A 12,373-nucleotide genomic window follows, 5' to 3' on the forward strand; every position below is an offset into this window, starting at 1 on the left:
CCGCACATGATGCGCGCTTTTCCGAGGCGGTTCAAAACCGGCCGATCAGGCGGCGCCCTGTTGATCCAGCCATTCCGCCAGCGAGGCCAGGTCGCGCAGATCCAGGTCGGGCGCGGGCCCCAGTGTGCCCGGCCAGGGGTGCCCGGCGCGATTGATCCACGCGGTGCGCAGTCCGGCATCGCGCGCGCCGACGACGTCCAGTTCCGGATCGTCGCCCACATGCAGGATGTGTTCCGGCGCCACGTTCAACAGGGTGGATGCCGCATGAAAAATGCGCGCGTCGGGTTTCGCCGCGCCGATGTCGCGCGCGGCAATGTGATACGCAAAATGGTGGTCCAGTCCGATGCGCTCCAGATCGGCGTTGCCGTTCGTCAGGCTCGCCACCGGCCGCATGCTGCGCAGGCGTTCGAGCGCGGGCAGGGCATCGGGATACAGCTCCACGCTGTTGCGCGCGCTTGCATAGATTTCCCACAGCGCATCGAGCGGCGCCTCGGCGATGCCGCAGGCATCGAAGGCGCGCTGCATGGTGATGTAGCGCTGCGCGGTGAAGTCGTGCGCCAGGTCCACGCGTTCGGCGGCGACGCGCGCCCGCAGTGCGCGCATCGCCGGAATCGGCCAGGTTTTGGCTACCTGCGGATAGTGCTCACGCAGGTAGTTGTCCAGATCGCGGTCGGCTTTTTCCAGGGCCGGCATGACCGGCCACAGGGTGTCGTCCAGATCGATGGTCAGCGCGAGGATGCGCATCGGGGCATCCTGCTTAGGGGAACAACATCAGCGCGCTTCGATGCGCAGCACCTGGCCGGTGCGAACCGTGTTGTCCTTGAGGTGATTCCAGCTGCGAATCTGCGCCACGTCCACGCCATGCTTGCGTGCGATCGAATAAAGCGTTTCGCCCGCACCGACGCGATAGCTGCTAGTCGATGCCTTGGTGGCGCTGACGATCTTCTTGGACTCGGCCTTCTTGCCCGTGGACTCGACCGCCTTGCCGGACTTGGTGGTCGATTTGGCGACCTTGCCGTAGCTCACATAGGCATCGGCAGTGACTTTGGCAAAGTTGCCGCCACGGCTGCTGGCACTGGCTTCGGTAAAGGCATCGCCGCGCACACCCTTGAGGCTGCTGATACCAGGCGCGGCCACCACGCTCCCGGCAACGCCGTTCAACGCGGACTTGGCAGCCACTGCCGGACGTGCGGCAGCTGCGGCTGCCAGCGCCGGACGCGCGGCGGGTGCCGATGCATACTGCTGGGTCGGTTCGGCACTGGCATGCGCACCCACTTCGGCGAGCAGGCGGCTGCGACGCGAAGCGTCCATCGCGATCAGCGGCGAACCCTGATACGGGGCCAGGCTATGCGAGCGCAGCACGGCATCGCCCTTTGCGCTCTGCACGAAATCGATGAAGGACTTCGCCGCCGCGGCGTTCGGGCTGCTCGGATTGGTCACCAGATAAAGTTCGGTGAACAGCGGATACGCACCGCTGGCCACGGTGGACGCGCTCGGCGCAACGCCGTCGATGCGCAGCATCTTGATCCTCGGATTGCCCGCCACGCTCGACAGCGTGGTCACGCCGAAAGCGCGCGGATCGAGCATCACGGACTGTTCCAGCTGCGTGGTGTTCACATACAGGCGCGGCGCGGCCACCGGCTGGCTGCCGCGACCGAACACCAGCTTGCGCAGGCTGTATTCCACGCCGTCGCCGGGGCTGGCCACGGCGAACACATCCATCGGCGCATCGTTGCCGCCGACCTGCTGCCAGTTGGTGATCCTGCCGTAGTAGATGTCGTGCACCTGCTGCAGCGTCAGGCTGCTCACCGGATTGGACGGGCTGGTCACCAGCACCAGGCCATCCCACGCCACCGGCGTGAAGGAGAGGTTGCTATCGATGGCGCTACCGGAGCTGCCGCGCGCGCTGCCGGCGATGTCGGCAGCGCCGCTCGCCACCGCATCCAGGCCCGATGCCGTGTTGAATGGCTGAATTTCCAGGTTGCCGTGCCCGGACGACTGCCAGGCTTTCGCCATGCCCTTGACGACACCGTTGGCGGTGACCACGTCACCTCGCCAGGTCAATGATTGTGTGGCGGCCATCACGGCGGTGGTGGAGAGCGCGGCACCAATCAGGGCGGCGGAGAGCAAGCGGGTAATGCGTACTGGCATAGGGAAATGCGACCTACGAAGTGGCGGAGTGGTGCAAGTGTGCCGTCAACAAAGCGTGTATGCAGTGACGGAGTTGCTGTATTTCAGCGGTCCGGAGCCAAAACATCAAGCCAAAACATTTAGTACGTTCATGTATTTGCATGAAAAGGTCGATGGAAAGGGAGCGCATCGGCGTGCTAAGCCGGCGCGCGCCCTCCCGCGAAACTACTGAATCACCACGTAGTTGAGTCCCTCATCGGTGGCCACCAGCAGCACCAGCTGACGCGGGCGCGCCGCCGCCAGACCCTGCAAATCGCGCAGGCTGGTGATGCGCCGATTGCCGATGCCGACGATCACATCGCCCGAGGAAAGCCCCGCTTGTGCAGCGCGGCTGTCGGGATTAACTGACGTGGCAATGATTCCCGACGTAGCCTCGCTGGCCTGCTGATCGGTCAGCTCGCTGAACGTGACACCCGCCAGGCGCGGATCGAGCTTGCCGCCATCGAGCGTGGCGACTTTCTCCTGCGTGAGCTTTGCGGTGACCTGTCGTGTGGCGCCGTTGCGCAGCACGCCCAATGTCACCGTGCTGTCGGCCGGCAGCAGACCTTCGGTGTTGTTGAGCTGATCGGCATTCTCCAGCGGCGCACCGTTGATCGACTTGATCACATCGCCCACCTGCAGGCCCGCGCGATCGGCAGCCGAGCCCGGCATCACGCGCGTCACCACGGCGCCGTTGCTGTCCTTCAGCCCAAGCAGCTTGGCGATGTTCGGCGTGACGTCCTGCGTCTGCGCGCCCAGGTTGCCGCGGCTCACCTTGCCGTGCGCGATCAACTGCTCCATCACCTCGCCGGCGATCTTCGTCGGTATCGCAAAGCCGATGCCCACGTTACCGCCCGACGGCGAGAGGATCATCGTATTGATGCCCACCAGTTCGCCGCGCAGATTCACCAGCGCACCGCCGGAATTGCCCGGATTGATCGATGCATCCGTCTGGATGAAATTCTGGAAACTCGATCCGCCCAGACCTGAACGTTGCAGCGCCGACACGATGCCCGACGTCACCGTCTGCCCCAGGCCGAAGGGATCGCCCACCGCCACCACGAAATCGCCCACGCGCAACTGGCTCGAATCGGCTATGGGCAGCGCCTGCAATCCCGTCGCGTTGATCTTCACTACCGCCACGTCGGTGGCCGGATCGGTCCCCACCAGCGTGCCTTTGAAATCGCGCCCATCCTGCAGCGTCACCGTGATGTCGTCGGCGCCGCCCACCACATGATTGTTGGTGAGGATGTAGCCCTTCGCCGCATCCACGATCACGCCCGAGCCCAGGCTCTGCTCCACCCGATCGCGCGGCACGCCGTTCAGTCCGAAGAACTGCCGGAGCACCGGATCGTTGAAGAACGGGTTGTTCACCCGTACACGCGTCTTGGTGGAAATGTTCACCACCGCCGGCGTCACTTTCTGAAGCATCGGCGCGAGCGAGGGCAGGGGTTGACCATCCACCGACGGCGGTATCGATGCATGGGCGTGCATCGTCGCAGCGCACAATGCGATGGCGAAAGCAGCGGAAAAACTGCGGAGAAAACGGGGTTGCATGAAGTCTCCTGGTCGACGATCGAAAGTCCGGCTTCTTCGACTGAACACCCGGCGGACGGTTCCCGACAAATGAGATGCAGTTACCACTTTACATCGCCCCTTCGGGGGGGTAACGTTTCCGCGAGTTCGCAATCACAACATCTTGTGTGCTGGTGCCGGTTGAACACCCAAGAACTGGTACCCATGTGAATAACGTCAGGAGGGGGCTGCCGCTGTTCGCGAAGTAACGCCAGGCCTGGGCCACGCGCGGGGCGTGAGCCGGGCACGACCGGGTCGTTCCCGGTCAACCGGCGCCATCACATCTATCTATAAGAAACCAACGGGGCCGTGAGGCCATACCGGGAGGTCAGGAAGCCGATGAGCACCTTGCGTGCAACAACCATGGCCCGCGATGCCGCCGCGATTCCGCTGCAGCCCGCATCGCAGGATATCTGGGACAAGAAATACCGCCTGCGCACCAAGACGGGTGAGCCGGTCGACGCCACCATCGACGACAGCTGGCAGCGCGTCGCGCGCGCCCTGTCCGATGTGGAAGCCACGCCGGAACTGCGCGAGCAGTGGTTCGAACGTTTTCTGTGGGCATTGCGCCGCGGTGCGATTCCGGCCGGCCGCATCACCTCCAACGCCGGCGCGCTGGAACACAAGCCTGCCACCTCCACGATCAACTGCACCGTGTCCGGCACCATCCGCGACTCGATGGACAACATCCTGGAGAAAGTGCACGAAGCGGGCCTCACGCTGAAGGCCGGCTGCGGCATCGGCTATGAGTTCTCCACGTTGCGCCCGCGCGGCGCGTACGTGTCGGGTGCCGGTGCCTACACCAGCGGCCCGCTGTCGTTCATGGATATCTACGACAAGATGTGCTTCACCGTCTCCTCGGCCGGTGGCCGTCGCGGCGCGCAGATGGGCACGTTCGATGTCAGCCATCCCGACGTCAAGGAATTCATCCGCGCCAAGCGCGAAGACGGCCGCCTGCGTCAGTTCAACCTCTCGCTGCTCATCACCGACGGCTTCATGCAGGCGGTGGAGCACGATGAAGATTGGCCGCTCGTCTTCCCGGTGCACGTCAAGGAACAGGACGACATCGACCTCAACGACCCCGCCAAGGTCGTGTGGCGCGAATGGCCCACCCACGAACACTACGTCGAGCGCGAAGACGGCCTGGTCGCCTGCAAGATCTACGGCCACATCCGCGCGCGTCACCTGTGGGACATGATCATGGTCTCGACGTACGACTACGCCGAGCCCGGGTTCATCCTCATCGACAAGGTGAACGAGATGAACAACAACTGGTGGTGCGAGCATATCCGCGCCACCAATCCCTGCGGCGAGCAGCCGCTGCCGCCGTACGGTTCGTGCCTGCTCGGCTCGGTGAACCTCACCACCTTCGTGCGCGATCCGTTCGGCCCGAAGGCACGCTTCGACTGGGACGAGTACCGCGAAGTGGTGAAGATCTTCACCCGCATGCTCGACAACGTGGTGGAGATCAACGGCCTGCCGCTCGAACAGCAGCGCAACGAGATCCTCTCCAAGCGTCGTCACGGCATGGGCTTCCTCGGCCTGGGCAGCACGCTCACCATGCTGAAGATGCGTTACGGCGGCGCCGAAGCCGTCGCCTTCACCGAAGACGTCTCGCGCGAAATGGCGGTCGCCGGTTGGGAAGTGGCACTCGACCTGGCCAAGGAAAAAGGCCCGGCACCCGTGCTCGCCAAGAACTACACCGTCACTGGCGAGATGCTGCGCAAGCGCCCGGAAATGGTCGAAGACGGCTACAAGGCCGGCGATCTCATCCCCGGCCGCGTACTGCACGCCAAGTACAGCCGCTACATGCAGCGCGTGGCCTCCGTGGCGCCCAACCTCGTCAAAGAGCTGGCCGAAGTCGGCGCGCGCTTCACGCACCACACGTCTATTGCGCCCACGGGCACCATCTCGCTGTCGCTGGCCAACAACGCCAGCAACGGCATCGAGCCCAGCTTCGCCCATCACTACTCGCGCAACGTGATCCGCGAAGGCCGCAAAACCAAGGAAAAAGTCGAGGTCTTCAGCTTCGAACTGCTCGCCTACCGCGCCCTCATCAACGCGGACGCCATGCCGTTCACCGAAGACACCAAGGCCAAGCTGCCCGAGTACTTCGTGTCCGCCGACGACATCTCGCCCAAAGAGCACGTCGACATCCAGGCCGCGTCGCAGCTGTGGGTGGATTCCTCCATCTCCAAGACCGCCAACGTACCCACCGATTACCCGTACGAAGATTTCAAAGACATCTACTTCTACGCCTATAAACAGGGCCTCAAGGGCTGCACTACGTTCCGCTTCAACCCCGCTGCATTCCAGGGCGTGCTGGTAAAAGAAGCCGACCTCGAGAACACCCTCTACCGCTTCGAATTGGAAGACGGTAGCGTTGTGGAACTGAAAGGCAACGAAGAAGTGGAGTACGACGGCGAGATGCACAGCGCCGCCAATTTGTTCGATGCCTTGAAGGAAGGTTATTACGGCAAGTTCTAGTTGTTGTGGCATGTAACGCGAATTCGCGCTACGTTTCGCACACACCGTAATACACTTATCGCTAGTTCCATAACAAACGTCCGGAGGGGAATACCCGCATGTCCATCGATACCGAGTTCGAAGTTCATCATGAAGATCTGATCGCACCGGCTGCTGCGGAATCCGCCGAAGCTGCTCCGGCTGCACCGAAAAAGGCTCGCCGCAAGAAGGCTGCCAAGAAAGCCAAGGCTGCAGCGCCGGCCAAGAAGGCAGCGAAGAAAGCGGTGAAGAAGGCTGCCAAGAAGGCGACCAAGAAAGCTGCAAAGAAGGGCGCAGCCAAGAAAGTCGCGAAGAAAGCCGCCAAGAAAGGCGCCGCCAAGAAAGCCAGCAAGAAGGCCGTGAAGAAGACGGCCAAGAAAGCTGCAAAGAAGGTCAGCAAGAAGACGGCCAAAAAGGCCGCCGGTAAGAAGACGGCCAAAAAGGCCGTAAAGAAAGCCGCTAAGAAAGCGGTCAAGAGGTCCACTGCCAGCAAGAAGGCCGGTCGTAAGGCGAGCAAGAAAACCGCCAAGAAGGCCGCCCGCAAGAAGTAAGTCATAAAACATCCGGCCCGGTTCGCGCCGGGCCGGATGTTTTTTTAAGACGCTCCAAAAGTTTTCCTCCCTCGCCCCTCCGGGGAGAGGGTCGGGGTGAGGGGGCATCGAAGCCCCAACATTTCAAGCTGCCAGGCGCGAAAACCCCAAGCCACAAACCAGCAGCCGCACCAGCCGCACCAGCCGCGCACCGCCAAACACTCAGGACCACCGCACATGACGATCAAGATCGAAAAGAAGATCAAGGGCTACCAGGTCGTCAAGCCCGAGGACAAAGCCGCGGCCGCCGCTGCACCCGCCGCCGTCGAGCCCAAAGAAGCTCCGGTCGCCGAAGTCATCCAGATGCACGAGAGCCTGGAGCGCCCCGAGGCGCTGATCGGCTCCACCTTCAAGATCAAGTCGCCGCTGTTCGAACACGCCCTGTACGTCACCATCAACGATATCGTGCTCAACGCCGGCACCAAGTACGAACAGCGCCGCCCCTTCGAGATCTTCATCAACTCGAAGAACATGGACCACTTCCAGTGGATCGTGGCGCTCACCCGCATCCTCTCCGCCGTCTTCCGCAAAGGCGGCGACGTCACCTTCCTCGTCGAGGAAATGAAAGCCGTATTCGACCCCCGCGGCGGCTACTTCAAAGCCGGCGGCGTCTACATGCCCAGCATCGTCGCCGAGATCGGCGCGGTGATCGAGCAGCACATGAAGAACATCGGCCTCATCCACGATCCCGAGATGAGCGAAGGCCAGCGTGCGTTGATTGCCGAAAAGCGTGCCGCATACGAACAAGCCGCTCAAAAAAAAACTGAGCTGAGTCCCACTGACGCGGACACCAGCGACTCCGCTGGCTTTCCGCCGGGTGCGACGCTATGCGCCAAGTGCAACACCAAGGCGCTGGTGCTGATGGATGGGTGTCAAACTTGTTTGAATTGTGGGTATAGCAAGTGTGGGTAAAGAACCCAAATATGTAGATTACAGGGGCGACAGCATTGTCGCCCTTTGTCTTTTTGCAAGCATAGTCAAGTAGGGATACGAAATCAGGAGGTTGTTATGGCGCTGAAGAAGAAACCCGCGAAACCAGCCGCGAGGAAGTCAGCACGGGAAAAAAGCGGAGAGAAACTGATTTCTCCTCCGGCTAAATATCCACGTAACGCCGTAGATAAGTCTTTAAGAATTCCGAAGGCAATATTGGAACAAAACGCAGGCAAACCATGCACAGTTGCAGAGTCAGCCTCTTTCTTGGGAGTTGGTGCGGCAGGACCATACCAGGTTGAAGTGAGCTCCGGTATTAAATATGGATTTTTGGAAAGACCCAACCCTGGTCAAATTGCGGTTACGGATCGCGCCAAGCGAATTCTTCGACCTCAAGATCCGCAAGATAGACTGGAAGGGATGCGAGAAGCAGTATTGAGTGCACCCGTGATTTCCGAGGTATATGGGCATTATCGTGGTGAGAACCTTCCCGATTCTCAATTTTTCCACAACACTCTCATTGATACCTTTGGCGTTCCTGCAGACAAGGTTCAAGAATTTCAGGACATTTTTATCGATTCCTTAAACGCGGCTGAGCTATTGGCGGAAGCTGATGGGAAGACAAGGGTAATCGACGTATCTACTGGCTCGTCGGATGGTGGTTCGTCTCCGACTCTGAAGAAGTTGGAGAAATCGGTAAAGGTAGATGCGAATGACTCATGCTTTGTAATGATGCCGTTCGCTCCCCCGCTTGGTGACTATTACGCAAAGATTTATAAGCCCGCTATTGAAAAAGCTGGCCTGCGGCCAGTGCGTGCAGACGCGGAAATATTTGGTACCGGAAAAATTATTGACCAAATTTGGACTGGGATAAACTCGGCAAAAGTACTTGTCGCTGAGCTTACAAGTAGAAACCCTAATGTGTTTTACGAGCTGGGTTTGGCTCATGCGTTGGAAAAGCCTGTAGTGCTAGTTTCATCAAACGAAGCCGATATCCCTTTCGACTTAAAACATATTCGCGTTATCTATTACGATGTGAATGATCCTTTTTGGGGCAATAAACTCATGGACAAAGTGGCCGAAAATATTTTATCGGCCATCAATCATCCTGAAGAGGCAGTGCTGCGCAAAAGGGAGTGACTACAAACAAAGTACAAACAAAGGGGTCAGAGTACTTTTATGACACTCACGCTACGCCACGGATGAGGAGCTATGGAGTGCCGCTTCCCAAGTTGGTTGTTATATCTTCTACTAGTGCTCGTCGCGGTGCCCATTGTGTTTGGTGTGGGTATCATCTTGGCATCCGGGCCGGGCAACCCAAGCACGATTGGCCGCGTCATCTTTGGCTTGGTAGACGTCAGCATTCTTACGTTCTTGGTATATGGCTGCTTCTATGTCAGGCGTTATCGCATTCGAATAGATGATGACGCGATATCAATTCGCGGTGTCTTCCGTGTTAAGAAAATTTCGCTTCACCTCATTTCGGAAGTGATAACCACTAGTCAGCCACGTGGTGGAACGGATTCGTTGGTGTTGGATAAAGAAAATATCCTTCTGACCAAGATTGACGGAGGGTTGGTAGGTTTCGACGCGCTGCTCGCCGAGCTGGGCTTTAAATTGAAGCCCTATAGAGCGCTTTTCTATAGGCGCGGCGTGTGGGGGCCGTGGGAGATGCGGGTGGCTGGCGACACGCATTGGGTGCCAAGTGAGCCTCCGAGGCTCGCACGTGAAAATGGGCGTCGCATGAATGCCATTCTGATTGTTGGTTTTATTTTGATTGCGATGGCAATGGTGGCGTCAAATTGGCTCTGGCAAAACTAGACTTCCAAAACCAGGGTCAGAGTGCACTTTTTAAGGAGCCGACTCTGACCCCGGAAACGGAAGAGGTTTGTAAAAAGGCGAATGCGATAAATGGAAGGTATGTTGCCAGGACTCTTTGTCATCCTGCTCGCGGCCACCGTGCTGATCGTTGCACGCCGCATGACGCAAAGCAGTGTCGAAGAGCTAGTGGGGGCTTCCTTCGTCGGACAGCGTGCGGTCATCGACGGAAAGGAAGTGAGGTCAGACGACCTAAAAATTCTTTATCGTTGGCCTGCGATGGCTAAAAGGGACGGCCTTGGCGGATTTTCCATGTTGGACGCACGGTGGCTTTGCCGAGCGCCTGATGGGTCCTATCTGCTTGCCATTGCGACTAATTCAAACAAAAAGGATGAGGGCGGCGTGCATTGGTCGTGGAGTCTACTCACCGAAGAGCGGGCACAGGCGTCGTTGCTATACAAGCGCAAGGCCTATCGAGCTGTTTTTGGTGAGTTACCGCCGAGCGCTTCGTGAAATCGGGACTACCACAGCGTACTTGTGATGGAGAAACGCTCTCTTCCTTTTTCTTCTTTGAAAGGTAGATGGATTTTTGAGGCGCTGATCGACAACAGTTAAGGCTTGGCGCCTGGAATTGGCTTTCCTGGTGACAGTGCAACAAATTTCGTTCCAGGAACACTGAAATGACGCATCACGCTGCCGACTCGGCATCCCCTTCTTTCGCCAGATTCGATGGCTGGTGGCGTATCACCCCATGGCTGATGTTTCTGGCGGCCTTGGCGGCGCGCTTTGCATACGTGTCAGTGTACGCAGGCAGCTTGCCCTACTGGGATCAGTGGGACGGGGAGGCTGATCGGCTTTTACTGCCATGGCTAAACGGCACTTGGCATTGGATGGACCTGTTCAGTCCACACAATGAACACCGCATTGCCCTGACGCGTTTGCTTACGCTAGCTCTATTCGAACTCAATCATCATCAGTGGGACAATCTGGTCGAAGCTTATGCTTGCGCCGGAGTATTCGCGGCGATGGAAGCATTGCTATACGCGCGACTTTGTCGGGGCCTTCCACACCTATCGCAACGGCTAGGGCTGCTGGTCTTCATGACCGTGCTGGCGGCGCTTCCGTTTGCGTGGGAAAACATCGCATCCGGATTTCAGAGCGCGTTTTACTTCATGGCATTGGTAGCCATTGCGATGCAATCCGTCGCTGCCTTTGGCAAAGGCTCGGGCCGCGACATCGGGTTGCTTCTGGCTTTTGGGATCATGTCTTTGTTCACGATGGCTTCCGGTCTGATTGCTTGCCTGGCCGTCATCGTGGTGGTGGTTGTACGCAACAGGTCGCAAAAGCCCGCTTCGGCATACTTTGCCCCCTGTGTATTCGTCTGCATGGCGTTGATCGCCCTTGTCGGCTTGGTGTTTACACCTGCGATTCCCTACCACGAATCTCTAAAGGCGCATGGCTTGGCCGAGCATGTTCGCTCCTTGCTGATCAACCTGGCTTGGCCTTGGCAACCATCAACGTCTCGGCGATGGTGGTTGTTAATGGTGGTGTTGTGGCTGCCCACGCTGGTCTGGATTGTCCGCGTGCTTCGAGGACGCAACCTTTGCCCTGCCGACGCATTTGCCGCCGGCATGCTGACCTGGGTGGGTTTGCAATTTCTCGCGATCGCCCACTCTCGTGGTCACGACATGAGCGCGCTTTCCTCGCGCTATATGGACATCCCCGCCATGGCCATGGCTTTGAACGCATACCTGGCACTTGTCCAGCTGGCAACCACGAACAAACGGCTTGTCAGCTGGACTATCGCAACCTTGTTCTTCGCTGCAACCTTGGCTGGCCTGCACAGACGTCAAGGAAGCGACATGAGTTCACTGGTTCAACGACATGCGCTTACGGTGAACGAAACCAGGCACGTGCGTGATTACCTGGCCACTGGCAACCCCGTCGTTTTGCAGCAACCCCCGCTTTACATCCCCTACCCGGATGCCACGCGCCTGCAGTCCTTGCTCGATAACCTCACCATCCGGGCGATGTTGCCGCGCCTCACCCATCAGGACTATTACTCGACACAAGGCCTGGGTTGGTTGAGCATCGTCGCCATGAAATGGCAGGCACCGTTCGCACGATCGTCGAACTATCCCCCGACCTCTGCGAATGCTTTGCAACAGACGTTCTCTTCTCTCGCACTTCACCCATCCTGCGAACTGGAACCCGCCGTAACCGTTCTAGTGCCACGCGCCGCACCGGTGCCGATCCCTGCCAGCCAGCTTGCTTTTTTGCCCAATGATGAGAGTGATCGAACGCCATTGATCCTCAACGCAGGCCAGACTGCCTTTGGCAGCATCCATGCACCTAGAGCCGGCCGGATCGTCGCTTTCGAGGTTGTGGTAGGGACCTATTTCAATACGTCCAATGGCTCACTCCAGCTAACGCTTTGCAAGGGGCGCCAGTGCGCTTCCGGTTCGGGTGACTTGCAAACGTCGCTGGACAACAGTTTGTTCATGATCGCGGTGACGCCCACACTGGACGTATCAGCGGGCGATGATTTGACCTATCGATTAAGCAAGGATGGGGGCAGCGTCGGAGTCGCGCTCTGGCTCTATCCGTCCGTCGCCGGTGGTCCGCAAAAAATCAGCCTGGAAGATGGCCAGACATTCGGCGGCCAAACAGCAAAGTTTGCACTGAGCTACGCTAAATAGTGCTTTGCCATGAGCGGGAAAAAGGGGATGGAGTAGTTAAAAATACTTAATCCCCTTTTTTCCTGTTGCTCTTACAGGTTCCATGCG

At 58.9% G+C, this 12,373-nt stretch carries 10 protein-coding genes; 7 read left to right on the forward strand and 3 right to left on the reverse strand.

Going from position 1 to position 12,373, the window contains the following annotated elements; translation table 11 throughout:
- Positions 1-45: 45 nt before the first annotated feature.
- The 3 genes from DWU99_RS20535 to DWU99_RS20545 all read right to left on the reverse strand — a co-directional run bounded on the left by DWU99_RS20535 (position 46) and on the right by DWU99_RS20545 (position 3,726).
- Positions 46-744 (reverse strand): HAD family hydrolase, encoded by a 699-nt coding sequence (locus DWU99_RS20535; RefSeq protein WP_115479974.1) that lies wholly within the window; start codon positions 742-744, stop codon positions 46-48.
- Between the two features lie 27 nt (positions 745-771).
- The gene (locus DWU99_RS20540) at positions 772-2,151 is read right to left on the reverse strand and encodes a LysM peptidoglycan-binding domain-containing protein (protein WP_115479975.1); all 1,380 of its coding nucleotides are present in this window, start codon (positions 2,149-2,151) and stop codon (positions 772-774) included.
- A gap of 204 nt (positions 2,152-2,355) precedes the next feature.
- Complete coding sequence (locus DWU99_RS20545; protein WP_425476829.1) at positions 2,356-3,726, reverse strand: DegQ family serine endoprotease; 1,371 nt, start codon at positions 3,724-3,726, stop codon at positions 2,356-2,358.
- Between the two features lie 357 nt (positions 3,727-4,083).
- Here DWU99_RS20545 and DWU99_RS20550 point away from each other — a divergent pair, with 357 nt between their 5' ends.
- The 7 genes from DWU99_RS20550 to DWU99_RS20580 all read left to right on the forward strand — a co-directional run bounded on the left by DWU99_RS20550 (position 4,084) and on the right by DWU99_RS20580 (position 12,286).
- On the forward strand, positions 4,084-6,231 hold the full coding sequence (locus DWU99_RS20550) for an adenosylcobalamin-dependent ribonucleoside-diphosphate reductase (RefSeq protein WP_115479976.1): 2,148 nt from the start codon (positions 4,084-4,086) through the stop codon (positions 6,229-6,231).
- A gap of 98 nt (positions 6,232-6,329) precedes the next feature.
- Entirely contained in the window at positions 6,330-6,800 is a 471-nt protein-coding gene (locus DWU99_RS21295; RefSeq protein WP_115479977.1) for a hypothetical protein, read from the forward strand.
- A 216-nt stretch (positions 6,801-7,016) separates the two neighbouring features.
- Positions 7,017-7,751, forward strand: coding sequence for a TSCPD domain-containing protein (locus DWU99_RS20560; protein ID WP_115479978.1), 735 nt, complete (start codon positions 7,017-7,019; stop codon positions 7,749-7,751).
- A 96-nt stretch (positions 7,752-7,847) separates the two neighbouring features.
- Complete coding sequence (locus DWU99_RS20565) at positions 7,848-8,909, forward strand: hypothetical protein (protein WP_199535894.1); 1,062 nt, start codon at positions 7,848-7,850, stop codon at positions 8,907-8,909.
- Positions 8,910-8,981: 72 nt separating this feature from the next.
- Complete coding sequence (locus DWU99_RS20570) at positions 8,982-9,590, forward strand: hypothetical protein (RefSeq protein ID WP_115479979.1); 609 nt, start codon at positions 8,982-8,984, stop codon at positions 9,588-9,590.
- A gap of 90 nt (positions 9,591-9,680) precedes the next feature.
- Positions 9,681-10,100: a hypothetical protein gene (locus DWU99_RS20575; protein WP_115479980.1), complete on the forward strand. Its 420-nt coding sequence runs from the start codon at positions 9,681-9,683 to the stop codon at positions 10,098-10,100.
- Positions 10,101-10,267: 167 nt separating this feature from the next.
- Positions 10,268-12,286 carry a hypothetical protein gene (locus tag DWU99_RS20580; RefSeq protein WP_115479981.1) on the forward strand — a complete coding sequence of 673 codons (2,019 nt, stop codon included), beginning with the start codon at positions 10,268-10,270 and terminating at the stop codon, positions 12,284-12,286.
- The last annotated feature ends 87 nt before the right edge of the window (positions 12,287-12,373 follow it).

Origin of the sequence: Dyella psychrodurans, from assembly GCF_003363265.1 — a bacterium.
GTDB classification, from domain to species: domain Bacteria; phylum Pseudomonadota; class Gammaproteobacteria; order Xanthomonadales; family Rhodanobacteraceae; genus Dyella_B; species Dyella_B psychrodurans.

Bases quoted from the DNA above. Each gene is read 5' to 3' on its own strand.
- DWU99_RS20570 (WP_115479979.1), top strand. From the start codon at position 8,982: ATGGAGTGCCGCTTCCCAAGTTGGTTGTTATATCTTCTACTAGTGCTC.
- DWU99_RS20575 (WP_115479980.1), top strand. From the start codon at position 9,681: ATGGAAGGTATGTTGCCAGGACTCTTTGTCATCCTGCTCGCGGCCACC.
- DWU99_RS20540 (WP_115479975.1), bottom strand. From the start codon at position 2,151: ATGCCAGTACGCATTACCCGCTTGCTCTCCGCCGCCCTGATTGGTGCC.
- DWU99_RS21295 (WP_115479977.1), top strand. From the start codon at position 6,330: ATGTCCATCGATACCGAGTTCGAAGTTCATCATGAAGATCTGATCGCA.
- DWU99_RS20545 (WP_425476829.1), bottom strand. From the start codon at position 3,726: ATGCAACCCCGTTTTCTCCGCAGTTTTTCCGCTGCTTTCGCCATCGCA.
- DWU99_RS20580 (WP_115479981.1), top strand. From the start codon at position 10,268: ATGACGCATCACGCTGCCGACTCGGCATCCCCTTCTTTCGCCAGATTC.
- DWU99_RS20565 (WP_199535894.1), top strand. From the start codon at position 7,848: ATGGCGCTGAAGAAGAAACCCGCGAAACCAGCCGCGAGGAAGTCAGCA.
- DWU99_RS20560 (WP_115479978.1), top strand. From the start codon at position 7,017: ATGACGATCAAGATCGAAAAGAAGATCAAGGGCTACCAGGTCGTCAAG.
- DWU99_RS20550 (WP_115479976.1), top strand. From the start codon at position 4,084: ATGAGCACCTTGCGTGCAACAACCATGGCCCGCGATGCCGCCGCGATT.
- DWU99_RS20535 (WP_115479974.1), bottom strand. From the start codon at position 744: ATGCGCATCCTCGCGCTGACCATCGATCTGGACGACACCCTGTGGCCG.